General features: G+C 49.2%; 25 protein-coding genes and 3 tRNA genes. 3 read left to right on the top strand and 25 right to left on the bottom strand.

Annotated elements, in window-relative coordinates; all coding sequences use genetic code 11:
* The 7 genes from tuf to HMPREF3047_RS00185 form a co-directional block, all read right to left on the bottom strand.
* On the bottom strand, positions 1 to 1070 hold a 1070-nt coding region (tuf, locus tag HMPREF3047_RS00215; protein ID WP_070711759.1), incomplete at its 3' end, for an elongation factor Tu.
* A 50-nt stretch (positions 1071 to 1120) separates the two neighbouring features.
* Positions 1121 to 1195 (bottom strand) — tRNA-Thr (locus HMPREF3047_RS00210).
* 9 nt (positions 1196 to 1204) lie between these two features.
* Positions 1205 to 1278, bottom strand: a tRNA-Gly gene (locus HMPREF3047_RS00205).
* A 32-nt stretch (positions 1279 to 1310) separates the two neighbouring features.
* Positions 1311 to 1394 (bottom strand) — tRNA-Tyr (locus tag HMPREF3047_RS00200).
* 98 nt (positions 1395 to 1492) lie between these two features.
* Positions 1493 to 1744, bottom strand: coding sequence for a YfhL family 4Fe-4S dicluster ferredoxin (locus HMPREF3047_RS00195; protein WP_003679513.1), 252 nt, complete (start codon positions 1742 to 1744; stop codon positions 1493 to 1495).
* A 122-nt stretch (positions 1745 to 1866) separates the two neighbouring features.
* A complete protein-coding gene (rsmD, locus tag HMPREF3047_RS00190; protein WP_070711756.1) occupies positions 1867 to 2439 on the bottom strand; it encodes a 16S rRNA (guanine(966)-N(2))-methyltransferase RsmD in 573 nt (190 codons plus the stop codon).
* A gap of 128 nt (positions 2440 to 2567) precedes the next feature.
* On the bottom strand, positions 2568 to 2951 hold the full coding sequence (locus HMPREF3047_RS00185) for a helix-turn-helix domain-containing protein (RefSeq protein WP_070711752.1): 384 nt from the start codon (positions 2949 to 2951) through the stop codon (positions 2568 to 2570).
* 123 nt (positions 2952 to 3074) lie between these two features.
* Here HMPREF3047_RS00185 and HMPREF3047_RS00180 point away from each other — a divergent pair, with 123 nt between their 5' ends.
* Positions 3075 to 3446, top strand: a complete 372-nt coding sequence (locus HMPREF3047_RS00180) for a hypothetical protein (RefSeq protein ID WP_070711750.1) — start codon at positions 3075 to 3077, stop codon at positions 3444 to 3446.
* Between the two features lie 234 nt (positions 3447 to 3680).
* On the opposite strand, the gene topA is transcribed toward HMPREF3047_RS00180, so the two are convergent.
* From topA to def, 12 genes are all read right to left on the bottom strand, one after another.
* Positions 3681 to 5987, bottom strand: coding sequence for a type I DNA topoisomerase (topA, locus tag HMPREF3047_RS00175; protein WP_070711747.1), 2307 nt, complete (start codon positions 5985 to 5987; stop codon positions 3681 to 3683).
* Between the two features lie 74 nt (positions 5988 to 6061).
* Positions 6062 to 6517, bottom strand: coding sequence for a Smg family protein (locus HMPREF3047_RS00170; RefSeq protein ID WP_003679497.1), 456 nt, complete (start codon positions 6515 to 6517; stop codon positions 6062 to 6064).
* A 24-nt stretch (positions 6518 to 6541) separates the two neighbouring features.
* The gene (gene dprA / locus HMPREF3047_RS00165) at positions 6542 to 7732 is read right to left on the bottom strand and encodes a DNA-processing protein DprA (protein WP_070711744.1); all 1191 of its coding nucleotides are present in this window, start codon (positions 7730 to 7732) and stop codon (positions 6542 to 6544) included.
* A 93-nt stretch (positions 7733 to 7825) separates the two neighbouring features.
* Positions 7826 to 8062 (bottom strand): hypothetical protein, encoded by a 237-nt coding sequence (locus tag HMPREF3047_RS00160; protein WP_070461203.1) that lies wholly within the window; start codon positions 8060 to 8062, stop codon positions 7826 to 7828.
* Positions 8063 to 8128: 66 nt separating this feature from the next.
* Complete coding sequence (locus HMPREF3047_RS11180; protein ID WP_141756533.1) at positions 8129 to 8329, bottom strand: hypothetical protein; 201 nt, start codon at positions 8327 to 8329, stop codon at positions 8129 to 8131.
* A 118-nt stretch (positions 8330 to 8447) separates the two neighbouring features.
* A complete protein-coding gene (locus tag HMPREF3047_RS00155) occupies positions 8448 to 9722 on the bottom strand; it encodes a sigma-54-dependent transcriptional regulator (protein ID WP_070711740.1) in 1275 nt (424 codons plus the stop codon).
* Positions 9709 to 11835: a sensor histidine kinase gene (locus HMPREF3047_RS00150; RefSeq protein ID WP_070711737.1), complete on the bottom strand. Its 2127-nt coding sequence runs from the start codon at positions 11833 to 11835 to the stop codon at positions 9709 to 9711. The genes HMPREF3047_RS00155 and HMPREF3047_RS00150 overlap by 14 nt, the downstream gene beginning before the upstream one ends.
* Before the next feature lie 3 nt (positions 11836 to 11838).
* The gene (locus HMPREF3047_RS00145) at positions 11839 to 12432 is read right to left on the bottom strand and encodes a DUF4390 domain-containing protein (protein ID WP_049322230.1); all 594 of its coding nucleotides are present in this window, start codon (positions 12430 to 12432) and stop codon (positions 11839 to 11841) included.
* Positions 12398 to 13657, bottom strand: a complete 1260-nt coding sequence (rsmB, locus tag HMPREF3047_RS00140) for a 16S rRNA (cytosine(967)-C(5))-methyltransferase RsmB (protein ID WP_070711734.1) — start codon at positions 13655 to 13657, stop codon at positions 12398 to 12400. The genes HMPREF3047_RS00145 and rsmB overlap by 35 nt, the downstream gene beginning before the upstream one ends.
* Positions 13658 to 13703: 46 nt before the next feature.
* Positions 13704 to 14222 carry an O-acetyl-ADP-ribose deacetylase gene (locus tag HMPREF3047_RS00135; protein ID WP_070711731.1) on the bottom strand — a complete coding sequence of 173 codons (519 nt, stop codon included), beginning with the start codon at positions 14220 to 14222 and terminating at the stop codon, positions 13704 to 13706.
* 33 nt (positions 14223 to 14255) lie between these two features.
* The gene (fmt, locus tag HMPREF3047_RS00130) at positions 14256 to 15182 is read right to left on the bottom strand and encodes a methionyl-tRNA formyltransferase (protein ID WP_070711729.1); all 927 of its coding nucleotides are present in this window, start codon (positions 15180 to 15182) and stop codon (positions 14256 to 14258) included.
* 135 nt (positions 15183 to 15317) lie between these two features.
* Complete coding sequence (gene def / locus HMPREF3047_RS00125) at positions 15318 to 15821, bottom strand: peptide deformylase (RefSeq protein ID WP_003678675.1); 504 nt, start codon at positions 15819 to 15821, stop codon at positions 15318 to 15320.
* Positions 15822 to 16055: 234 nt separating this feature from the next.
* Between def and HMPREF3047_RS00120 the strand changes: the two genes are divergently transcribed.
* Positions 16056 to 17321 carry a LysM peptidoglycan-binding domain-containing protein gene (locus HMPREF3047_RS00120; RefSeq protein ID WP_070711726.1) on the top strand — a complete coding sequence of 422 codons (1266 nt, stop codon included), beginning with the start codon at positions 16056 to 16058 and terminating at the stop codon, positions 17319 to 17321.
* Positions 17322 to 17632: 311 nt separating this feature from the next.
* Here HMPREF3047_RS00120 and HMPREF3047_RS00115 read toward each other — a convergent pair whose 3' ends face one another.
* Together HMPREF3047_RS00115 and pyk are read right to left on the bottom strand one after the other, a co-directional pair.
* A complete protein-coding gene (locus HMPREF3047_RS00115; RefSeq protein ID WP_070711723.1) occupies positions 17633 to 19048 on the bottom strand; it encodes an OmpP1/FadL family transporter in 1416 nt (471 codons plus the stop codon).
* Positions 19049 to 19224: 176 nt separating this feature from the next.
* Positions 19225 to 20697 (bottom strand): pyruvate kinase, encoded by a 1473-nt coding sequence (pyk, locus tag HMPREF3047_RS00110; protein WP_070711720.1) that lies wholly within the window; start codon positions 20695 to 20697, stop codon positions 19225 to 19227.
* Positions 20698 to 20910: 213 nt separating this feature from the next.
* Here pyk and HMPREF3047_RS00105 point away from each other — a divergent pair, with 213 nt between their 5' ends.
* Complete coding sequence (locus HMPREF3047_RS00105; protein ID WP_070583270.1) at positions 20911 to 21414, top strand: hypothetical protein; 504 nt, start codon at positions 20911 to 20913, stop codon at positions 21412 to 21414.
* 210 nt (positions 21415 to 21624) lie between these two features.
* On the opposite strand, the gene HMPREF3047_RS00100 is transcribed toward HMPREF3047_RS00105, so the two are convergent.
* The 4 genes from HMPREF3047_RS00100 to pyrB all read right to left on the bottom strand — a co-directional run bounded on the left by HMPREF3047_RS00100 (position 21625) and on the right by pyrB (position 25012).
* Positions 21625 to 22488 carry a GNAT family N-acetyltransferase gene (locus tag HMPREF3047_RS00100; RefSeq protein ID WP_070583268.1) on the bottom strand — a complete coding sequence of 288 codons (864 nt, stop codon included), beginning with the start codon at positions 22486 to 22488 and terminating at the stop codon, positions 21625 to 21627.
* Positions 22489 to 22763: 275 nt separating this feature from the next.
* A complete protein-coding gene (locus tag HMPREF3047_RS00095) occupies positions 22764 to 23429 on the bottom strand; it encodes a hypothetical protein (protein WP_070583266.1) in 666 nt (221 codons plus the stop codon).
* Positions 23430 to 23622: 193 nt separating this feature from the next.
* On the bottom strand, positions 23623 to 24081 hold the full coding sequence (gene pyrI, locus HMPREF3047_RS00090) for an aspartate carbamoyltransferase regulatory subunit (protein ID WP_004520167.1): 459 nt from the start codon (positions 24079 to 24081) through the stop codon (positions 23623 to 23625).
* A 10-nt stretch (positions 24082 to 24091) separates the two neighbouring features.
* Positions 24092 to 25012, bottom strand: a complete 921-nt coding sequence (gene pyrB, locus HMPREF3047_RS00085) for an aspartate carbamoyltransferase (protein WP_070583264.1) — start codon at positions 25010 to 25012, stop codon at positions 24092 to 24094.
* Positions 25013 to 25325 lie beyond the last annotated feature (313 nt).

Here is a 25325-nt window from a genome sequence, read left to right as displayed (position 1 = left end):
ACGTTCTCACCTGGCATTACCATTTCTACGCCTTCTTCCAAAGTAACTGCACCAGTTACGTCAGTAGTACGGAAGTAGAATTGTGGACGGTAGTTAGCGAAGAATGGAGTGTGACGACCACCCTCTTCTTTGCTCAGTACGTATACTTCTGCTTTGAATTTGGTGTGAGGAGTGATAGTACCTGGTTTAGCCAATACTTGACCACGCTCTACGTCTTCACGTTTAGTACCACGCAGCAATACGCCTACGTTGTCACCCGCTTGACCTTCGTCCAGCAGTTTGCGGAACATTTCAACGCCGGTGCAAGTGGTTTTTTGGGTTTCTTTCAAACCTACGATTTCGATCTCGTCACCAACGTGGATGATACCGCGCTCTACACGACCGGTTACTACTGTACCACGGCCGGAGATAGAGAATACGTCTTCGATAGGCAACAAGAAAGGTTTGTCCACAGCACGCTCAGGTGTTGGGATGTAGCTGTCCAAGGCAGCAGCCAATTCGAAGATTTTTTCTTCGTAAGCAGCATCACCTTCCAAAGCTTTCAGTGCAGAACCTTGTACGATTGGGCAGTCGTCGCCAGGGAAGTCGTAGCTTGACAACAAGTCACGGATTTCCATTTCAACCAGTTCCAACAGCTCGGCATCGTCAACCATGTCGCATTTGTTCATGAATACGATGATGTAAGGTACACCTACTTGGCGAGCCAACAGGATGTGTTCGCGAGTTTGAGGCATAGGACCGTCAGCGGCAGAACATACCAAGATCGCGCCGTCCATTTGGGCAGCACCGGTAATCATGTTTTTAACGTAGTCGGCGTGGCCCGGGCAGTCTACGTGTGCGTAGTGACGGGTTTCAGTTTCGTATTCTACGTGTGAGGTATTAATGGTAATACCACGAGCTTTTTCTTCAGGAGCGTTGTCGATTTGGTCGTAAGCTTTTGCAGCGCCACCGAATTTTTTAGCCAAAATAGTAGTCAAAGCAGCAGTCAGAGTGGTTTTACCATGGTCAACGTGACCGATGGTGCCAACGTTTACGTGCGGTTTGCTACGTTCAAATTTTTCCTTAGCCATGGCAATATCCTATAATCTAAGCTTTTTGAAAATAAAGGGTAATAATGAGATGGTGCCCATGGGCAGATTTGAACTGCCGACCTCTCCCTTACCAAGGGAGTGCTCTACCCCTGAGCTACATGGGCGAAATTGTTTGGAGCGGGTGAAGGGAATCGAACCCTCACCGTAAGCTTGGAAGGCTTCTGCTCTACCATTGAGCTACACCCGCATACTCACTTTTTTGCTCCAAGTAAGAATTTTTGGTGGAGGGAGAAGGATTCGAACCTTCGAAGCTCACGCAACAGATTTACAGTCTGCCCCCTTTGACCGCTCGGGAATCCCTCCAAAAGAGAACGTCAGTTTATTGGCAACTCAGATTTCCGTCAAGATTTTTTTTCATTTATTTCTTTAAAAATATCCAAGCTTTTGCTTTTAAACACTATTTATTTAAACTGAATGATTTTTTCGTACTTAGCCATCAGTTCTTCGTGCGTTTCAGGATGCTCTTCATCGATCAAGATACAATCGACAGGGCATACCTGTTGACACTGAGGCTCATCGTAATGGCCTACACATTGCGTACACAAATTTGGATTGATTTCGTAAATTTCTTCACCTTGCGAAATGGCATCATTTGGACATTCCGGTTCGCACACGTCGCAGTTAATGCACTCATCTGTAATAAAGAGCGACATTTCTATTTCCTTTTTTCTTAAATTATCAAAACCGATTGGGCGCGGATTATAGCACAAATGACGTCGGAACAATCCGTTTGAAAGAATGTTTTACACCTTGGGAATGATTCTCAAATTCTATACTATTCAGCAACTTGCGAATAGAGTAACAATTCAAACCTACTCATTCCCGCCTTTCCTTCCCGATAAACTTCCAGCCAATCCGGTTTTTCAGGCAGCTTCCCTGCTTCAATATAGACCATTGCCCCATTTTTCAAGTGGCTTTGCAATCGGATAAACAGATTTTGCCAATCTTCCCATGCAAATGGCGGATCAAGGAACACAACATCAAATTTTTCAGACGGCCTTGTCAGATAAATCATGCCGTCTGAACACTCGATTTCCACCTGTTTCAAACCTAATTCACGGATATTTTTCTGAAGCGTTTGAACTGTTTGGCGGTGGTTATCGACCATTACCACTTTTGCCGCATTACGAGAAGCAGCCTCCATTCCCAAAGCACCGCTGCCGCTGAATAAATCTAATATTGTTTTTCCAGTTAAATCCTGACCCAACCAGTTAAACAGTTTTTCACGCACGCTGTCAGGCGTCGGGCGCAGACCGTCTGCAGATAAAAATGTTAACTTTCGCCCCCTGCATTGTCCGCCAATGATACGTACTTGATTGCTGTGTTTGGAATGTTTGTTATTTGCCATAATTCTTAAAAGATGCCGATTTTTCAGACGGCCTCAATTATATAGTGAAACTGCTATCAAGCCGTATTTCATATTCTTTTAGATACAACAAGGCCGTCTGAAAATCATTTTTCAGACGGCCTAGGCTTTTACTTCTGCACAGAAGCAGCCAGCTGTCTCAACAACTCAATTTCCTTATCCTTCTGCTCCAGCATTTCCCGGCAATATTTTAACTCCTGATTCAACAACTCCAATTTCATAGCCATATCACTTGAAGCATATAAAGCGATATCGCCTCCACTGTCTCCTTCATTAATCTGTAAAACCATCCCGTTATTACCCGATTTCAACAAATCCCACATATCTACTTTAAAGATAGTCGCCAACTGCTCTAGTCTTGGAATATTCAATTGTGTCTCACCTCGCTCAATCTTAGCGTATCCACCGGCAGACATGGCTAACTTTTCCGCCATTTCTTCCTGAGACCATTTATTTAATTCGCGTATCAAGCGGATCTTTTCGTGAGTTTCCATAAAATTAAAGTTTCTGTATAGATAGTTGTATTATTGGGATAGATTTTAAACTTTTACTTTCTAGAATGGCAAGATTCCAACTCTTATAATTTTATTCCATTTGTCTAATAAAGGGATATCAATATGAAAATTAAAATCTTATTACTCGCCTTTTCTTTTACAGCGTTAATAGGTTGCAGCAGCGATTATGATGACGCCAAAACTTACTTAAAATGTGGCATTGCAGCAAGACATTTAGAACAATTCAAAGGGCTGAATAAAATCCAACAAAAATTAGATCGTTTTAACAATTTACAACTATTAACTCCCCGAGATATAGCCATGATGGCAGAAGAAACTAGAGAGGAAATAGGCTTATCGAATGGTGAATCTTCTGATTTTTGGAAACTACTTAAGCTAACCAAAATTTATAACTCTTCAGAATGTACAGAAATACATGAACAACCAGAAATTCCTACAGGATGGTTATACTATCTTCTTTATCCTTTTCTCTAATACATTTTGATACCTTTGCAAAATAGCCTGTTCACGAAATTTGATGTATAAAAATGTGCTAAAAATTTAGTAACTTATATGCTTGCAAAGCTCTCTGTCTTATTTGAACCAAAAATGAACCGTATTTTATCGGACTTTAAAACGACACGCGGATTCAAATAAACCAATCACAGAAAAGCAAAGGTCGTCTGAAAATTTTTCAGACGACCTTTTCTCTTTTAAACCGACCTAATCTCACTCTTTCGGTGCAGGCGGTTCAATCTGTTCTTTCCAGCCGCATTCTTTTTGCGGGCAGACTTTTTCCACGCCCCAGCGTTTGGTGGTTTTGATGGTCAATACCGGCCACGCGCATTTTGGACAGGTTTCTGCAATGGGCGGGTTCCAAGTGGCGTAGTTGCAATCAGGATAAGTGCTGCAACTGTAAAATAGTTTGCCGTAACGGGATTTGCGCTCGACGAGATTGCCTTTTTTGCATTGCGGGCATTGGACGCCGGTATCTTTCGGTTTTTCCAGCGGCTCGACGTGTTTGCATTTGGGGTAGTTGGCGCAGCCGATGAATTTGCTGCCAGTGCGACTGTATTTGTACACTAGGCGACCGCCGCATTTCGGACACTCGCGTCCATCGAGTTCGGCTTGTTCAGCCTCGGCTTTGGCGATGCGTTCGGCAGCCTCTTCAGCAGTTTCATTGACATTGCGCGTGTAGCTGCACTCGGGATAACCGGCACACGCAACAAAACGACCCATTTTGCCGAATTTGATTTGCAGCTTGTGTTCGCCGCATTTCGGGCAGGTTTCGTCAAGTTCCTGCGTGGTAAATTTGGCGCGTTCGATGCCCTCTTTTTCTTCCACTTGCTTGATAAACGGCTTCCAGAATTTGTCCATCACGGGAATCCATTGGCGTTTGCCGTTGGCAATTTCGTCAAGCTGGTCTTCGAGTTTGGCGGTGAAGTGGTAGTCGACGTATTGGGCGAAGTGTTCGGTCAGGAATTTGTTGACGATGTCGCCTGTGTCGGTGGGCATGAAGCGTTTTTGCTCAAGGGTAACGTATTCGCGGTCTTTGAGCGTGGAGATGATGCTGGCGTAGGTGGAGGGACGGCCAATGCCGTATTCTTCGAGGGCTTTAACCAGTGTGGCTTCGTTGTAGCGTGGCGGCGGGGTGGTAAAGTGTTGTTCGCCGTAGAGTTTGTCCACAGGCAGTTTGTCGCCTTCGCTCATTTCAGGCAGTTTTTTGCTGTCTTCGCCTTCTTCATCGTCGCTGCTTTCTTCGTAAACGCTGAGGAAGCCTGCGAAGGTTTGCACCTGTCCGGTTACGCGGAATACGCCTTTGCCGACGGTAATATCGACGGTGGTTTGGTCGAATTTGGCGGGCGTCATCTGACAGGCAACAGTACGCTGCCAAATCATTTGATAGAGTTTGAACTGGTCTGCACTCAGGAAGGGTTTGACGCTTTCAGGCGTGCGGTACACGGAAGTCGGACGGATCGCTTCGTGGGCTTCTTGGGCGTTTTTGGATTTGGTTTTGTACTGCTTGGCCGAACTTGGCAGATATTCTTTGCCGATTTTGTTTTCGATGTAATGGCGGATTTCGGTTAACGCTTCATCGGCCAAATTCACGCTGTCAGTACGCATATAGGTAATCAGACCGATGGCACCCTGCCCTACGTCTATACCTTCATAAAGCTGTTGGGCGGTACGCATGGTGCGGTCGGTGGTGAAGCCGAGTTTGCGCACGGCATCCTGCTGCATGGTAGAAGTGGTGAACGGCGCGGCGGGATTGCGGCTGCGCTTTTTCTTTTCAATGGCAGTAACGACAGCCTCTTTGCCTTCGAGTTCTTTCAACACGTCGGCTTGCGCGGCTTCATTCGGCAGGTCGAATTGTTCGAGTTTCGCGCCGTTGTATTGGGCGAGTTTGGCGGTAAACTTGCTGCGGCCTTTGTGGCTGTCGAGATGTACCGTCCAATATTCCTGCGCTTCAAACGCGCGGATTTCGTTTTCGCGCTCACAAATCAAACGCAAAGCAGGGCTTTGTACACGGCCTGCACTCAAACCGCGGCGGATTTTTTTCCACAACAACGGCGAGAGGTTGAAACCGACAAGATAGTCCAAAGCGCGGCGGGCTTGTTGCGCATCGACCAAATCCATTTCGATTTCGCGCGGATGGGCAACGGCATCGAGCACGGCGTTTTTGGTGATTTCGTGGAACACGACACGCTGCGGCTTAATGTTTTTCAGGCCGCGTTTGGATTTGAGGATTTCCAAAAGATGCCAAGAAATGGCTTCGCCTTCCCTATCCGGGTCGGTTGCGAGGTAGATGTTTTCAGCTTCTTTGGCACCGGCAACGATGGCATCGACGTGTTTGCTGTTGCGGCTGATCAGTTGGTATTTCATGGCAAAGCCATTGTCGGGATCGACTGCTCCGCTTTTCGGAACCAAATCGCGGACGTGGCCGTAAGACGCCAAGATTTCAAAATCACCGCCCAAATATTTTTTCAGGGTTTTGGCTTTGGACGGGGATTCGACGATTAATAGGTTTTTCGCCATTGTTGTTCTCTTTTGGATGTATTGGATTTATGTTTCAGACGGCCTCATTTTATTCAGGCCGTCTGAAAAAAGGTTTAGTGCATCACGTTTTGTCCGGTCAACGCACTCATCAAGTCGTCGCCAATCAGGACGGGTAGCTCGCTCTTGTGCATCCACAACACCAGCAATACCAACACTTTGGCGGTATCGAGGGTAATTTCGTCCGATGGAATATGCATCAGGGCGTGAATGACGATTTCGCGTTGCTCATAAGTAATTGCGTGTTCGGTAACCAAATATTGCATCAAGCCCATGACTTCCTGCGGCAGATTTTCAGCTTCTTCACGGCAGAATACGCGCAGTGAGTCGCTGTTAAACGGCTCGGCATAGAATTCGGACGTATTGAACAAGACTTCCATCATCATCAATGTATTGCCGATTTCCGTAGCATCAAAACCCGCATCTTCCAAGAGGCGACCCAAATCCTCCGGAGGCGGACAATTGTCGAAATCTTGGAAGTGTTCGATTAAATAGGCAATGACTTCGGTCATGCTGGTTCCTTAAATATAGATAATTTATGCTTTGACACGCTGATAACGGCCGCCCGGCAAGGCGGCAACGATACCGTCAAGTTCGTATTCCAAAAGCTGTGCGTACACGTCTGCCGCTGCCGTATTGGTTTGTTGCGCCAAAATATCGGGATGTATCGGGTCGTAACCCATTGCTTCCAATAAAGCGCTTGTCGATGGGTCGGCAGGTGGGTTTTCAGACGGCCTTTGCGGTTCATCCGCTATTATTTTTGGTTGCAGCCGTTGAGTTTGATCGTTTTTCGGTTTGACCGTCTTATTTATAGAATATGATGGAACAGGCGTATTTTGCAATAGCTGCGGACACTCATGGAGAATATCGTCCAGACATTCAACCAGTTTTGCCCCGTCTTTAATCAGCTTGTGACAGCCTTTGCTATGCGGATTGTCTATCGAACCGGGCACCGCCATCACTTCGCGCCCCATCTCCGCCGCCAACTTGGCGGTAATCAATGAGCCGGATTCCAATGCCGCTTCAACCACCAATGTCAGCTGCGATAATGCGGCAATCAGACGGTTGCGACGCGGAAAATTGCCTGCAAACGGACGCGTGTCCAAAGGGAACTCGCTGACAATCAATCCCCTTTCGGCAATTTCATAAGCAAGGTTTTTATTGGACGGCGGATAAATGCGGTCTATACCGGTTCCCCAGACGGCAATGGTACCGCCATTTGCCTGCAATGCGCCCTGATGGGCGGCGGTATCGATACCCGAAGCCATACCCGATACGACGGGAATGCCTTTTTCGCTCAACGCCCTGCCGAAATCTTTGGCAATCCGCATTGCCTGCGGCGTGGCATGGCGGCTGCCGACAATCGCGGCAGAAGGTGTGTGCAGCAGCTCTGCATTGCCGCGTAAGAACAAGACCGGTGGCGCGGTAATGCCTTGTGTCAGCATTTCGGGGAAATCATCATCTTGCAGCAGCAACAAACGGCAACCGTCCTGCATTTCCCATTTTAAAGCAGCTTCGGCAGACCGCTGCGCCAAAGCCCGTTTATCCGCATTGCGCCACGACTCGGCCGCCTGTTTATGGCGCACCAACGCGGCAATTTTGTCTGCCGGCGCATTCAAGGCTGCTTGTGCGCTACCGAATTGCTGCAACAACACCAAAAAACTTTCTGCGCCGATATAGGGCGTAAATGCCAGTTGCAACCAAGCAAAACGCTCGTTTTCCGTCATCAATCTGTTCCCTTTTCGTAATGTTTTTTCAGACGGCCCGAAGTAAATAAAGGCCGTCTGAATATTTTATTAATATAAAGCTTTAGTTACCCATCACAGTAACTTTCTCAGAACATCATTTTTATCCAATATACGATTAATCAGATATTCATCATCAGGTTTTAAGTTATCCATTAGCTCATCTACAACGGCCATACGGCTACGTAGAAATTTCAAAAGCTCCGGATTTGGGTTTTCTTTATTGTATTCATCATAGCGAGCCTGAACTAAAGACTGCTGACTTTGGCCTAAAATCTCTAAAGCTACTTCATAATCAAAATGTCCTAACATTGGATAACTCCTTTTCAAAAGTACATCTTTACATTAAAGCATATTTATATCTTTATGTTTTAGCCATTACTGCTGCATTTCATTTTGAATCGCCTGAATGACAAAATCTTTCAAAGAAATACCATGTTGAGCACAATATTTTTTCAATTCTTGGTGCATTGATTCAGACATAATCAATGTATAGTGTTTTTCCGACTCAGTTGTAATCTGAGCAGTTTTGCCGACTTTCGTATTCTTTCGGCTTAAAAGGCAAAATAACAATGCCAAGCCATATCATTGTTTTTATAAAGTATTGCTTGTCTAAGCAAACCGTCAAATGACGATGCCGTCTGAAAAACCTGATGGCTTTCAGACGGCCTCTTTTGTGTTTGAACCGATATTGCGCTTATTCTTCGGATTTGTCGGCGCTGCGGCGCGATACGCTGATACCGAGTTGTTTGAGTTTGCGGTAAAGGTGTGTACGCTCCAAACCGACCTTTTGCGCCACGCGGCTCATATTTTGGCCTTCTTGGGCGATGTGGTACTCAAAGTAGCGGCGCTCGACTTCTTCCCTCAATTCGCGCAAAGGCATATTGAAATTGAAGCCACCGATGATTTCTGTCGCCGTCGCGTTTTCCTTCTGACCCAAAGCCACGGCAACAGCCTGATCGTCCACTTCTTTGCCGTCCGATTCCAACATGATGTTTTTCACTGTTTCGGCAAGCTGGTCGTAATTGCCCGGCCAATCGTATTGGCGCAAAACCACCAACGCGCTGTCGCTGAATTTTACCGGCTGGATTTTTTGACTTTCGGCCCAATCGGTCATGATGCGGTTGATTAAAAAGACGATATCGTCTGGTTGACTGCGCAAAGAAGGAACATTGATGCACTCTTTCAACAGCTCCGCCAGTCGGCCGGCAACGACGTCATCAGCGCTCTCACCGCGTTTAAAACCGCATGAAGCAATCACACGGACATTGTAACGGTCAGCTTTTTCCAGCAAGAAAGCAATGCCGTTTTGGATATTTTTGCTGTAACGGGCAATATCGCCGACATACAAAATACCGCCCGATGCTTTTTGCAACAACTCCAACGGCGTATCGACAATGTGTTCGACACGGTCGGTTGCCACCCAAGGCGTACCGCTTTTGTGCAGATAGCGGGCGACAATTTCAAACGGCGAGCCTGCCTCACCAGCCAACAACAGCGGGCGGTTGTGTTTGGCGGCCGCTTCAATGCTGCCGTTCATTTCTTGAATGACGGGGCTGTTGCCCAGTTTGTCCAAAGTCATACCGGAGGCCGTCTGAACTTCGCCATGTTTCAAGGCGCGTTCTACCGCAGACAAGAGTTTTTGCAGGGCAATCGGTTTTTCCAGAAAATCGAGCGCGCCGATTTTGGTGGCTTCAACCGCGGTATCGATACTGGCATGGCCGCTCATCATCACCACAGGCATATTGAGTTGGCCGTTTTTCGCCCACTCTTTCAACAAAGTGATGCCGTCGCAATCGGGCATCCAAATGTCCAGCAACACCATGGCCGGACGCGTTTGATAACGCAATTGGCGCGCTTCTTCGGCATTTTCAGCCAAAGTGACGGTATAGCCTTCATCTTGAAGGATTTCGGAGAGCAGGTCGCGGATGCCTACTTCATCATCTACAATCAAAATATCACTGCTTCGCATAAGTTTCTGCCATTTCCGGTAAAGCTATTTTGACACACGCGCCGCCGCTGTTCTGATTGCTCAGGCTGATGCGGCCGCCATGCTCCTCGATAATTTTTTTCACAACGGGCAAACCCAGCCCCGTTCCTGTCGGTTTGTCGGTAACGTACGGCTCAAAAGCATTGTGCAGCATTTCTTTGCTGAAACTTTTGCCGTTGTTGCAGACGGTCAGGAAAACCTGTCCGCCTTCGCGCCCTGTTTCGACGTTTACTTGCGGCGCTTCGTCCGACTCTGCCGCTTCTGCGGCATTCTTAAATAGGTTATGCAACACTTGGCGCATCGCCGTCGTATCGGCAACAATCGGCAGAGCATCGGCGCTGAGCCGCGCATTAAATTTGCACGCGCCGGCCTCATATAATACCAATACTTCCGACACCAAACCGTTTAAATCTTGTTTTTCTAAATTCAGAGACGGCGCACGCGCATAATTGCGGAATGCTTCGACCATTTCTTTCAGCGCGGCAACCTGTTTGACGATGGTATCGGTTGAACGGCTGAGGATTTGGGCGTCTTGTTCATCAAGTTTATCATGCAATTTCCATGCCAATCTCTCGGCGGAAAGCTGGATAGGCGTGAGCGGATTGCGGATTTCGTGCGCCAACCGTTTCGCCACTTCGCCCCATGCGGCCTCTTTTTGCGCCCGTATCAAGACGGTAATGTCATCAATCACCATCACCACGCCGTTATCGTTATCCTCCGGCAGGATGGTAGCTTTGCCCAATAAGATTCGGGCATCGTCGGGCGCGGCATATTCGACTTGGACGGGTTTGTCGCTGTCGGCGGTTTCATTAATGGCGGCAAACACATCGGCCAACAGGGTTTGCTGCGGCGATTTGCCGTGCCATTGATGCCAGTTGCTGCCCCACAAAGACACCAGCGAAACGCCCAAAATCTGTTCGGCAGCCTTGTTAAAGGTTTTCAGACGGCCATTGGCATCCAAAGCAATCACGCCTGTGGTCAAACTTTCCAACACGCATTCCAAATAATGGCGGGCGGCTTCTTCACGCAAACGGTTGCGCTCGTCCGCCTCTTTGGCAATCGATAATTGCTCGGTCATGTGGTTGAACAATTGGGTCAAACGACCGAACTCGTCATTGCGAAATACCGGCCGGGTCTGGCTGAAATCACCCTGAGCCACCGCCCGTGCACCCTCTGCCAACGACAACACCGGCGCCACAAAACGGCGGGCAAAATACAAAGCCATCACCAGCGCCAAAAAGATGGCCAACAATGTCGCGACCAACAGCGTGGACAGGAAAAAGGTTTGCAGGCCTTTTTTGGTATAACTCAGCTCGGCGTATTTAGCACGGGCCGCTTCGATCAACGTCGCATCTTGGGCAACATCTTTCGGAATCGGCTGACGGAAAAACAACACATAATCCTGATTTTTATGCGTACCGATCAGCATCCAACCTTGAGCATACAGCACGCCACCGATGTTTTCCAAGCTGCGCACCGAGCCGGTCTGCTCCAGCTGCTCCCATCCTTCTTTGGTGAGTTCGGGTTGATTTAGTTTCAGGGGATTGATACTTTTCTCAGCTTTATGGGTAGTCGCGCTATAAAGCGCCAGCTGGGCAAAGTCGGCAGTAAGCGCCGATTTTGCCAGCGTCTGCCCTAAATTGCCGTCCAGTGAAGCGGCGCTGATTAAGTCGATCTGCACCGGTGTGGCGTTGCTGACGGCATTGTCCACCGCCAAGTTCAGCGCGGATTTGCTCAAATTTAAGCTGCGCTCTAGAGCCTCATGGGTATCGTTGCCAAACCAAGAATTAATCGTACCGTTAATAAACTGGGCGGAAATACCGAACAAAAACACGCCCGGCAATACGGCAACCAAGGTAAACATCCCCGACAGCCGGCGCGCAATCTGCGAACCGAACACGCTTTTGCTGTTGTCGCGCATCAAAAGCACGACATAGCGCACCAACACCGCGGCCAACACCAGCAACAGCAAGCTGCACAAGGCGACAATCCACCAGAAATAATCGGACAATACGTTGCTGCTGCCCGTTGCAACAGTCAGGCCGTACAACAAAACTACGGCGAATACAGCGGCAATCAGGAGAAAGCGGCGCATGGTTTACTCCTGCACGACCGACAAGGATTTCCAACCCGAATCCAAATGCCAGTTTTTAGACGTCAGGGCATTGATTTGGAACGGTTTGGGCAGCTTGGCGGTTGTCAGCAGCAGGCGGATTTCAGCCTTCGTGTCTTTGGCGGCCACATCACTCAGCGCGCCCTTGGACAAAACCTTCCAATTCGCGACCGCGCCCACTGCGCGCAAGGCGGCTTCAAGCGTGTCGTACTCGGTAGAAAACGTACCGACGGTAACGCGATAGCGGTTGGTCAGCGGATGGAAGGACAATTTGTATTGAATCGTGCTGTCGTTGTTGAGCAGCTGGTCGAACTTGAATTTATAAGACGCCACGGACGGCGCCGACAGCTGCCAACTTAAATTGAAATGCAGGGGGACGCCCTGTTTGAGTGCTTCTTTGAGCTGATCGGGCAAGTCGGTGCGGAAACGGCTGCTGACAGAAAGCTGTCCGGCATGGGTCAGCTTTGCCTCGGCACGGGTCGCACTGATGCCCTCACCCGCCGCGTTCAGCGACACGGCGAGCAAGAGCGGTACAATCAGCGTTTTACTGCTTTTTAATAAGCGCGTAATAAAAGCCATCTTGATGTTTGTTCGGTAAGAGCACATGCGATTCGATCAACTCGGCATCGGCATGGCGGTTAAGGAATTTTTGCAACTGACCGTCGTTTTCTTCGACAAAGACCGAGCAGGTAGCCAGCAACATCCTGCCGTTTTTCGTCAGGGTCTGCCACAGTGCGTCTAATAATGCTTCCTGTTGGCGTGCGGTTTTGACGGCATCGGTCGGCCGGCGCAGCCATTTGACGTCGGGATTGCGGCGTGCCACGCCCGAAGCGGTACACGGCACATCGGCCAAGACAGCGTCAAAGGCCTTGCCATCATACCACGCTGTCAAGTCCTGCGCATCGGCACAAGTCAAAGAGGCCGTTTGAAAGCCTAAACGGTCAAGATTGCTCTTCACCCTGTTCAGACGGCCCTCGTCTATATCCAAAGCGGTAACATGACAATCTGCCAGTTCCAAGATATGGCCTGTCTTGCCGCCCGGTGCCGCGCAGGCATCGAGGATGCGTTCGCCGTCTTTCGGGTTCAACAAATAGGCAGCACGTTGCGCACCGAAATCCTGCACAGACACCAGGCCGTCTGAAAAACCGGGCAGACGGCTGACCGGCACGGCTTCTTCCAACATCACGGCGTATTCGTCCAACGCCCTGGCCAAAATACCTTCCGCAGCCAGTTTTTCCAAATAGCTTTCGGCATTGCCGTGTCGGCGGTTGACGCGCAAAGTCATCGGCGGATGCGATTGCAGCGCGGTGGTGATGTTGTGCCAATGTTTTGGATAATGGTTTCTCAAGTAAGCCACCCACCACAGCGGCAGGTTGTGTTTCGCCACATCGTCTTTTTTGCAGGAAGCCGCGAGCTTGTCGCGTTCACGCAAAAAGCGGCGCAAAATCGCATTGGCAAACGAACGGAACTGGCCGCGGCCGATTTTGGCAATGCTTTCCACCGCCTCATTGACCACTGCATGAGGCGCATTGCGCGTGTAATGCAGTTGGTACATCGCCGCCAAAAGCAGGCTTTCAAGCTGCGGATTATCAATCGGCTTCTTCAGCATTTGTCCAAGCATATACTTCAAACTGCCCAAATAACGTTGGCAACCGTAGGCAATATCCTGCAACGCGCCGTTTTCCTGCGCCGTCAGCTGTGGATGCGCCACGCGGATTTCCGCCAAGACATCCTGAAGATTGCGCCCTTCGGCAACCGCGGCAACGCTGTCGGCGGCCAATTTTTGGGCGAGGGACATACTCATATTTTTGCTTTCTGATTTATATTTGATTTCAAGTGTTCGGCGGATTTCAGACGGCCTGTTCGGCAGCCAGCAATGCCCGATAATATTCGGCATCTGTTTTGGAAAAACAGCAAAAGATGATTTTTTCCACTGCCGGACATTGCGGCAGGGTTTGTTTCAAACTCTCCAAAGCGATACGCGCGGCGGCTTCGGCCGGGAAGCGGTACACACCGGTGCTGATGCACGGAAAGGCGATGCTGTGGAGATCGTGTTTCTGGGCAAGCAGCAAGGAATTAGCGTAGGATTGTGCCAATTTAGCCTCTTCATTTTGTTGTCCGCCAAACCATACCGGCCCGACCGTATGGATGACATAACGCGCAGGCAAACGATAGCCTTTGGTTATTTTGGCTTCGCCTGTGCGGCAACCGCCCAAAGTACGGCACTCGTCCAGCAGCTCTTTGCCCGCGGCGCGGTGTATCGCACCGTCTACGCCGCCACCGCCCAACAGCGATGAATTGGCGGCATTGACAATCGCATCGACTGCCAATCGGGTAATATCGCCCTCGACCACTTCAAAAACAGCCATTGTTTTCTTTCCTCTACGTTGATTTCCAGCCTGTTACAAAACCGTTCCGACTTCAATCGTCCGGCCTGCCGCAAATGCCTGTATGCTCATGCGTTTGCTGCCGGAAGGCTGCAATTCAATAATGTTCAGCGCGTGTTCACCGCACGCCACCAGCAGGCCGTCTGAAGTGCAAGACAATACTTCGCCTGCCTTACCCTGTTTGGCCACGACTTCGGCTCGCCAGATTTTCATCGGTTTGCCTTGATACTCGACCCATGCGGCAGGTACGGGGTTAAAGGCGCGGATTTTGCGTTCGATAATGTGCGCGCTTTGATTCCAATCGATACGCGCTTCTTCTTTGCTTAATTTTTGGGCGTAGGTAACACCTTCTTCAGGCTGCTTAACCGAGTTCAGACGGCCTTCAGCCTGCAGACGCTGCAAGTCGGCAACAATCGCTTTCGCACCCAAACCCATCAGCGCGTCATGCACTTCGTTTGCGGTATCCGTAGGTTGAATGGCGTAGCGGTGTTCGCTGACTACATCGCCAGTGTCCAAGCCGATGTCCATCTGCATGATGCACACGCCGGTTTCGGCGTCGCCGGCTTCAATCGCACGTTGAATCGGTGCTGCGCCGCGCCAACGGGGCAACAGCGATGCGTGGATATTGAGGCAGCCGTGTTTGGGCGTATCCAACACATCCTGCGGCAAAATCAAACCATACGCGGCCACCACCATCACATCCGCGCCCGTATCTTTGAGCATTTGCAGGGCTTCGGCGTTATTGCGCAACTTTTCCGGCTGCGCCACAGTCAAACCCAATTCCAAGGCAGCCTGTTTGACCGGCGATGCGGTCAACTGCATGCCGCGGCCTTTGGGGCGGTCGGGCTGGGTCAACACCAGCGGAATTTCAAAACCTGCGGCGGCGATGGCTTTCAAGGCGGCGGCGGCAAAATCGGGCGTACCGGCAAAGATGACTTTCATGTTGTGTCCTTGTGGAAATGGTTTGAATGGGCGCGTTGGGCAAACTGTTTCAGCTGAAAAGGCCGTCTGAAAGATTGAAAACCGAAGTCTGCCTTCTGTTTTGTCTTTTCAGACGGCCTTTAAGCGATGCGCAGGTCAGATGGTGTGTTTCTGACGTTTTTTCAGTTTGGTTTTGATTCGGCCTTGTTTCAGCTGCGACAAGTGTTCGACAAACACGATGCCCATCAGGTGGTCCAATTCGTGCTGCACGCAGATTGCCAGCAGGCCGTCTGCTTCCAGCGTGAATTTCTCGCCTTTTTCGTTCAAAGCCTCGACTTTGACGCGCTCGGCACGGGTCACGGTATCGTAAATGCCCGGCACGGAAAGACAGCCTTCTTCGTAAGTCGTCTCGCCGTCTTTTTCGACAATGACGGGATTGATGAACACGCGCGGCTCGCTGCGGTCTTCGGTCAAATCCATCACGACAATGCGCTCGTGTACGTCGACCTGAGTGGCCGCCAAGCCGATACCGCGTGCTTCGTACATGGTTTCAAACATATCGGCAACCAATGTCTGGATGCGCTCGTCGATTTTTTCAACAGGTTTGGCGACCGTGTGCAAACGCTCGTCAGGGTATTGGAGGATGTTCAGTAAAGCCATAATATTCTCGTTTTATAAAACTGATGTGTGATTTTCATACAGATTCGGTTTCCGCCGCCACAATCTCCTGTCATGACAGCAACATTTAATGCTAAAATAACGCCGAAAAATGTTAAGATAGCGCGACGGAGGCCGTTCGTTATCGTATTGATGAATGGGCGGCAGTTTCGCAAACTCCAGCCTTCTCTGTTTATCATCTGAAGACAAACCGAATCGATTTCAAGGGGAACGGTTATGCAACAACGTATTATAACCCTGCTTTGCATAGCAGGCATGGCTATTTCTGCCCACACTCAGGCAGCTTCTTTAAAAATCCGCCCCAATGCGCCGCAACGCTACGTCGTTAAAAACGGCGATACCTTGTGGAGTATTTCCGGTAAATATCTGTACAGCCCATGGCAATGGAACCGCCTTTGGGGCGCCAACCGCAACGCCATCCGCAATCCGCACCTAATCTATCCGGGTCAGGTGTTGGTTTTACGCTACGTCAACGGCCAGCCGCGACTGGGTTTTGAACACGCTCAAACCCGTTCAGACGGCATTCCCGTGATCAAACTGCATCCGCGCGTACGCGAAACTTCCGGCTACGGTATTCCGACCGTCAACGTCAACCTCTACCGCATGTTCATGAAACATCCGCAGATTATCGCTCCGGAAGAAACCGCCAACGCGCCGCGCCTGATTGCCGGCCCCGACAACCGCGTCCTCTACACCCAAGGCAACCGCGTGTACGCATACGGCCTGACCGAACCCGGCCGCTACCTGACCTACCGCGTCAATAAAAACATTACCGATCCGGAAACCGGCAAATTCCTCGGCCAAGAAGTCGTGTTCAGCGGCATCGCCAACACGCTGCCTTATACCGACTCCGCATTGGAACACCGTACCCGCGCTTCTGACGAAAAACTCAAAAGCAACGAGTATTACACCCAAGTCAACAAAGCCATGAAGCTGCGCACCCAGTCCGCGCAACCTTTGGTTATCGAAGAAGCCGTTTCCGAAATCCGCAAAGACAACTATCTGCTGAAACTGCCCGAAGGCCTCGACAGCTTCAATGTGATGCCACACGCCCCTGCCCGTCCGATTCAGGCCAAAGTCGTTTCCATCTTCGACGGCGTGGGCGAAGCCGGCCAGTTCCAAACCATTACTTTGGATAAAGGCGAACTCGACGGCTTGGACAAAGGCACTGTGGTCAGCCTCTACAAACGCGGCCGCCAAGTCCGTGTCAATCTATCCAACAACCTGATTCGCAAGCCGAAAGACAAAGATACGGTTGAATTGGTTTCCATTCCGGCGGAAGAAATCGGTTTGGCAATGGTGTACCGCACATCCGACCATCTGGCCTCAGCCATTATTTTGGAAAGCCTGAACAGCGTTTCCATCGGCGATACCGCCTCCGAACCCGGCCGCGATTTGGACAATATAGCCGATGAAAAAACCATGGACAAACCGGCTGAAGACGAACAGGAAAGAGAAATCGAACTGGAAGTCCGCAGCTGATTGAGCTTTTTTAGCAGCGATTCGATAAATAAAGGCCGTCTGAAAACATGTTTTTCAGACGGCCTTTTGATTGCTGCCCATCAGAATAAATAAAATCTATAACACGTTGTTTAAAGCGCAAACAATATCTCATGTCTTCAGCTATTTATCGGCTATTCCCTTTTCTATCGTTTTTCCGCTCTGCCATTCCAAGCAGAAATATGAAAAGCCCAACACACTATTTTTACCTGTTGATTGCTCCATCTGTTCCTGCCAACAAAAAGGCCGTCTGAAATCTTCAGACGGCCTTTTTATCCACAACTCAAATCCGATTATTTGAATTTGTAAGTGTATTGCAAGCCCAAGATGTCCGCTTTATTTTTGAAGCGGGCAGAGGATGCACCGCGGCTGTCTACGTCGTTGCCGCTGGCTTTGCCGGTGCGGTAAACCGTGTCATTGATGTGGATATGGCTATACGCCGCATCGATAACATGGTTTTTACCCAGTTGATATTTGGCACCGACGGAGAACCAGATACGGTTGCCGTCAGGCAGGCTGTTCATGCGGTCTTCGGCGCTTTTAACCGGTGATTTGTCGAAAGCGATACCGGCACGCAGTTGCAATGGTTCGGTAACTTGGTAAGAGCCGCCGAATGCAACTTTATAAGTGTTGCGCCAGTTAGGCGTGATGACGGTACGGTCAGATTGGCCGTTGACAACTTTTTTGGTGTTTTCAAACACCAGCTCGGCTTTGTTGAAGCGGCTGTGGCGCGTCCAAGTCACATCGCCGAACAGGTTGGTTTTGTCGGTGGCGCGGTACATACCGTGAACAGACAAAGACTCAGGCGTGACGATTTTTACGCTGGCTTTTTCGTTCAGCACATAACCGCGTGCTGCCATTGCACCCAAATCCCAAGCGCGTTTTGCATATGCGCCGTCAGCTTCCCAATCGGCAGTGCCTTTCAGCGTATGCGATACTTTGGAACGATAGTTCACACCCACGCGTGCGCGCTCGTTGATGTCCCACATCCACGCCAGTTGATAGCCGAAGCCCCAATCGTGGCCTTTTACATCGGCATGACCGTCAGCTTTGCCGGTCGCATCGACAGCAACGGGACGGCCTGCTTGACGGGAAGCCAAGCCGCTGGCCAACTGACTGATGGCGCCGGAAGCATCCCAGTCGGAGTATTTACGCAATTCGGCTTTGGAATATTGGGCAATCAAACCGGCACCAACAGCGTGCTGCTCATTCAGTTTCCACGCGACTACCGGCTCGATGGCGATGGTGGTCAAACCCAGTTTGTTGATGTTGTGGCGCAAGACGGAATCTTTTTCGTATTCGGTTGCCGATCCGAAAGGAACGTACACGCCCAAACCCAAAGTTACATCGTCGCTGGCTTTGTACGCGCCATAAACGTGCGGAGCAACGGTGGTTTCGGTAATTTTGCCGCTGGTCGAGCCGCTGACATCGGCACCCGTTCGGAAGTGTTTCGCAGATTCTGCCTCATAATGAATGCTTGGGAAAACGATATTGGCGTTGACGGAAATTTGGCTGCTGTCGATTTTGCTCAAACCAGCCGGGTTGTAGAAAATGGTTGAGGCATCGGCAGCTTCGGCGGCGGCGGCGTTGGCCGTGCCTTGTGCGTTAACGGATTGTGTGCCGAAGTGGTAGCCGGAGGCTTGGACGGCGGTAGATAACAGTGCTGCGCTTAAAATAAATGCTGTTTTTTTCAGATTGAAATGAATCATTTTGGTTTACCGTGAAAGTAGCGGACAAAGAAAAAGGCCGTCTGAAACGTCCTTTATTGATTTAGTATAGGCACTCAATTCTATACTACATCATTATTTTTGCCTAATCTTTTCTTTTTTTACACAAAAAAAGCAGGCTAAAACAGCCTGCTTTTCCAATCATCGGATCACTGCAATTATTTAACCTGCAACACTTCCAGCGTATTGGTCGAACCGGATTCGCGCATTTGCGAACCGCTGGTGATGATGTATTGGTCGCCGCTTTGGAGGATTTTGTGTTCTACCAGCATGGCTTCCACTTCGTTCAGCGCGGTATCGTGATCGGTACTGGTTGCCAAAATCAACGGACGTACACCGCGGTACATCGCCATGCGGCGTTGCGCTGAAACACTCGGCGTCAGGGCAAAAATCGGCAGGGTGATGTTGTGGCGGCTGACTTCGAAGGCGGTCGAACCGCTTTCAGTCAGGGCAACGATGGCTTTGGCGTGAACTGCTCGCGCCACGCTGACCGCACCGCCGGCAATCGCCAAGTTGGTGCTGACGGCTTCGGGATACTCGACCTGTTCGGCAACGCCGTTGAGCGAATCTTGTTCTTTTTCCGCAGCCGCACAAATAATCGCCATTTGGCTGACGGTTTCAAACGGATACGCGCCGACGGCGGTTTCGGCGGAACACATCACCGCATCGGTACCGTCCAATACCGCGTTGGCCACGTCGCTGACTTCCGCGCGGGTCGGTACGGGGTTGGTAATCATCGATTCCATCATTTGAGTTGCCGTAATACTGAAGCGGCGCAACTCACGGGCGCGGCGGATCATGCGTTTTTGTAGGGCAGGTACGGCGGCATGGCCGACTTCCACTGCCAAGTCGCCGCGGGCAACCATAATACCGTCGCTGGCAAGGATGATTTCGTCCAGATTTTCAATGGCTTCTACGCGCTCAATTTTGGAAACCAACCCGGGGCGTACGGCTGTACTGCCTTTCATTTCTTCTTCGACTTTGGCGCGTGCAATGTGCAAATCTTCGGCGGATTTTACAAAGCTGATGGCGAGGTAGTCACAACCAATAGCAATCGCGGTTTTCAGGTCGCGGAAGTCTTTCTCGGTCAATGCACCGGCAGACAGGCCGCCGCCGCGTTTATTGATACCTTTGTTACTTTTCAGCACATGGCTGTTTTCTACCCTTGTAATAATCTTACTTCCTTCAACCGCTTCAACGGTCAACGTCAACAGGCCGTCGTCCAGCCACAAAACATCGCCGGCAGCGACGTCATTCGGCAAATCACGGTAGTCCAAACCCACCGCTTCACGTGTGCCTTCGCCTTCAAGTGTGGCATCCAAAATCAAGGTTTCACCCTTATTCAGCTCGATGCTGCCGCCTGCAATTTTGCCCACGCGGATTTTAGGCCCTTGCAAGTCGGCAAGAATGGCGATTTCCTGACCCGCACGTTTCGCGGCTTCGCGTACGATACGGGCATTTTCTTCATGAAACTCCGGAGTACCGTGGCTGAAATTGAAACGGACGACATTAAGGCCGCCGACACGGATCATGTCTTCCAACAATTGTACATTGTTGCTGCCCGGACCCAATGTGGCGACAATTTTGGTATTGTGGCTGATACGGGTTAAATCACGTTGCAATTGGCTCATGTAAACGTCCTTTCCTGTTGATTTCACGTTTGATAATGAAGAAGATTGTACTCTTAATGCAATAATGTTGGCGTAAAATTACATCATTTTCTGACTTAAACTAAATTTATTTTTGCATTAACCTACTTTTCTATCGGATACAATACACTCTCACGTCGTCATTTTTAATTTTCAGACGGCCTCCCTCATACTAATAGAATACTCAACTGATCCATGAAACGTTTTTTGACTCCGCTACCCATCGGCATCGTTTTGGCTGACCTGATTTACGGTTTCGTACTCAATGTCATGCAAGGCTTAAATTTGCAACAAACCGCCGCCAACCAGTCCGGTACCATTTCCGTTACGCCCGACATTGCCTTCAACAGCCTGCAAATCGTCGCCAACGGCGGCATGGTCTGCATTATCGGCTTCGGCTTGATTGTCTTGTTCCAACTCAACCGCGCCGTATTGCGCCAACAAATTCTGCCCATCGGCATTTTCCGAACCCTCGGCCTGTTGGCTGTTTTGGCATTCAGCATTTCGTCTTTGTGGGAATGGTTGCATGCCGCTTTGTCGCTGCTTTCCGGTCGCAATGTTTTAAACTTCAGCAACCCGCGTTATCTGGTTACCGCAGCCTGCATGCCCATCATCGCTTTCTTGTGCATCTTGCGCCTGTACAATTGGTATCGCCTGCATCGGACTGTTGCCGCTGACGACACCTCCACGACCCTCTAATCAAGCTGCAAAAAGGCCGTCTGAAACAGGAAAACCTATTTCAGACGGCCTTGTCATTATATATCTCAACGTTGATGGCTGGTTTCTACACCGGCCTTAATCTCAACATTTGCGAGCTGCCTCCGCTGCCTGATGCGCAGGCCGCCAAGCTCAGTGTCAAAACAACCACAGTTAAAATCTTCAGCATTGGATTCCTTCTTTCCACAAAAATTATTTCGGATCGCAACGGAAATGGTACGCACAAATTTCAAATCCGTTTTTGAAGTAGAGACGATGAGCATCTGCTCGGTCATGGTTCACATGGACATTCAGATGGATTTTGGTCGCACCCGTTTCCGCACCGATTTTACGTACTTCTTCCAACAAGCGTGAAGCATAACCTTTTTGGCGGCATTGCGGCATGGTTACGAGATCATCAATATGGATATGGTAACCACTGGCCAAGTTATGTGCAGTATGGAAACCGCATACGGCTACGGCATTTTGTTTGCCTTCTTCAAAAATACCCAGCAGACGGTAGCCGGTTTTGCGTTGATGCTCGTTGATTTGTTCGACGAAACGGTGAATATCGGTCAAAGAAGAACGCAAAATACTCAGTGCCGCAAAAGCGGTTGCAGTTTCTTCCGGCGGAATTTCACGCAATACGCCGACCACTAGCGCGGCAGCTTGAGGCTCAGGCTGCGCATTGGCCGTTTCCGCACGCTCGGCGGCATGTTTTTCTTCAATCGCCTGCGCCAACAAAACGCGCTCGACCGGCACTTCGCCCTGCTGTTTGCTCTCTTGCTCTTTAAGCAAGGCTTTGCAGTCAATCACGCGTAAATCATTATCCGCCGCAAAGTCCATCAAGAAACGGAACATTTGCGGATTGTCTTCTTCCAACTTTTTATCGACCGCTACACAACGGACATTATCCACCAAAATAGGGCGCACCCAATTCGAATAGGAAAGGCGGTTGTCTTTAGTAAAGGAAGACAAAATACCGCACAGGCGCTCCGCCCAGTCGCTTGGTCGGAAAATCTTGCCTTTGCTGGTCGTACCATGGATCACAACTTCATAAGGATTACACACTAACATAAGCAGCTTCCTGAGAGTAAATGGCTGAAGGAATATTTCGCCAGTGCCAACATCAGAAAAAGTTCCGATACATAGCAACAGATTATTGAAAAAATATCAGTAAGGTTTTGAAATACGACAATGATGAGACGGCTTGCCGATCCTGACAATCCGTTTCGAATTCTTTGATTATTATACCCGATACGCCTCTTTTTCTTCAAAAATCATTTGAAAAATAACAACAGGCCGTCTGAAACCAAGTATTTCGGTTTCAGACGGCCTGCATATTTTGAATATCAATACAACAATTTCTTGCGGGGCTTTTGCTCGCCACTGGATTTAATTTCTAACAAATTGAAATTCAGTATGCCCAAATCCAAGACACTTTCAGAAGTGCATTGATCGCCAAAGGCATTTTCATAAGTGGCCTTCAGTTTCAACACGCCACCAAATGTCTGATCTGGCAATTCGGCAGCCAGCGCCAACATACTTGCAAACACGCTACCATACAATTCGCCCGATGCCAGCATATCTACACCGCCGGAAAACATTTCCAACTGCATAACTGCATCGGCAACCAGCTTGCTCGGCAAGTGATCAGGCAAAGGCTCTACTTCAAAATGCACATTCTTCGCCAAGCCCTTACCGCTATTGCGGACAACCAAAACCAATAAATCCGTTTGTCCATCAGAACGTTGCAATGTCGCATGCAAAACAGGATGAATGCTCTCTTTTTGAATCAGCTGCTCACGGTGCAACATTTTGCTTTTTGCTTTGGATTGCGCAGAGACAACAGCCCAAATCAACCAAACCAATGCAACGGCAGAAATGGCAGTGACCAAAAGGGGAAGGTTGGTCAAATAGGCTTGCTGATTAAACCAAACTTGTGCGGCTAAAAATCCGGCAAAGAAAATCAAAACGTATAAAATTGGGGCAAACCGGCTTTGTATGGATGAGTGCATGAGTTTTCCTACATTTCGTATCATGTTATTAAAAAATAATGCCTTTCGGGCGAATAATGTCATCAACCCGGAAGGCATTATTTTAACGTAATTTTAACGCAATTTGCTTAATATCTTGCTTTTTATGAAACTAATGTATCAAGCAGACAACTCAAACCGTATAGCCGTATTTTCAGACGGCCTGAGATTTTTATCAGGCTTCGGCAACCGAATCACGCGAGAAGGTTTTTTCGCAATAATGGCATTTCAAACGCGTCTGACCATTATGTGAACGGACATAAAAGCGACTGATGACCGGCTCGCCATGACTGGCACAATTAGTATTCGGGCAGCGGAACACTTCCGAAATCTCGTCCGGCAATGACAAATGCTGTTTCTCAACCACCTTAAACCGATCGATTTTGTTTACCACTGCTTCAGGGGCAAATAAAGCCAAACGGTTGGCTGCATTGGCATCCAACCACACACCGCTGATTTTGATAATATCTTTGCTGCCCTGCGTTTTGCTGGGCAAATTAAAACCGACCGTAACCGCGCTGCCATAATGCAGCAGCTTAAATTGTCTTAAAATGGCCAAGCCTTTACCGGCAGGAATATGGTCAATCACCGTACCTTGTTCGATCGCTTCAACGCTGAGTTTTGAGTTTTCCATCTTTCGCTCCTTAAACTTCTTCGTTCAATACCAAAGACAAAATTGCCATCCGTGCATACACACCGTTGGTTGCCTGTTCAAAATAATAGGCATGAGGTGTTTTATCCACATTCGGATGAATTTCATCTACCCTCGGTAAAGGATGCAAGACGCGCAAATTGGGTTTGGCATTTGCCAGCATTGACGCATCAAGATTGAATTTACCCTGGATTTTGGCAAATTCCTGCTCATCAAAACGTTCGCGCTGAACGCGGGTCATGTACAAAATATCCGCCCATTCGACCGCTTCTTCCAAGCCGGACAAAATTTGATAAGGGCAACCGGCCTCTTCCAGCTCTTCAGTGATATAGTCCGGCATTGCCAAGCTGGGAGGGGAAACAAATGCAAACTCACAACCCCAACGCTTCAGCGCCTGACATAATGAATGTACCGTACGGCCATATTTCAAATCGCCGGCCATCGCAATCTTCAAATTGCTCAAACTACCTTGTGTTTCATAAATCGTTACCAAATCCAAAAGAGTCTGGCTCGGATGTTGGTTGGTACCATCGCCGGCATTAATCACAGGTACGCTCGAAAACTCGGCCACCACACGGGCCGCACCGTCTTTCGGGTGTCGCTGAATAATCGCATCCGTATAGCTGGAAATAATCCTCGCAGTATCTGCGAGCGTTTCACCCTTTTTCGCGCTGGTATTTGCACCATCGGAAAAACCGATAACTTTCCCACCCAAACGCTGTACCGCCGTTTCAAAAGACAAACGAGTACGGGTGGACGGTTCAAAAAAGCACGAACCAATCAATTTGCCTTCAAGCAAATCTTCACGAGGCTGCTTTTTCAACTTCAAGGCCGTCTGAAGCAGCAATTCGAGCTGCTCTGTCGTCAAATCTGAAATTGAAATAATATGTTGCCGATAAAGCGGATTAGGCATGACCATTCCTTCCCATAAAAAAGCCCGCAATAGGCGGGCGTTTCAAGCAAACCGATTCCATCATTACCCGACATCATCCCCGTCGGACAATCACAACCATGTTCCTACCACACCCATGAAATCTTCCGCATTATCGCATATTTAACAGACGGCTGCTTCTTTCAAGTTTTCAGATTCTTTCAAGTTTTCAGACGGCCTGATACCTTTGCAAAATAACCCTCGGTACTCCACAGCTGAAACCCAAGCACAGGGATTCGGTATTTTCAGTTATTGCCCAATAAAAGCCCCCATTGGTCCAAGTCTTCATTGCCAC

The organism is Neisseria sp. HMSC075C10, assembly GCF_001815615.1.
Classification (GTDB): Bacteria; Pseudomonadota; Gammaproteobacteria; order Burkholderiales; family Neisseriaceae; genus Neisseria; species Neisseria subflava_A.
This window is presented reverse-complemented; position numbering and strand designations above follow the sequence as displayed.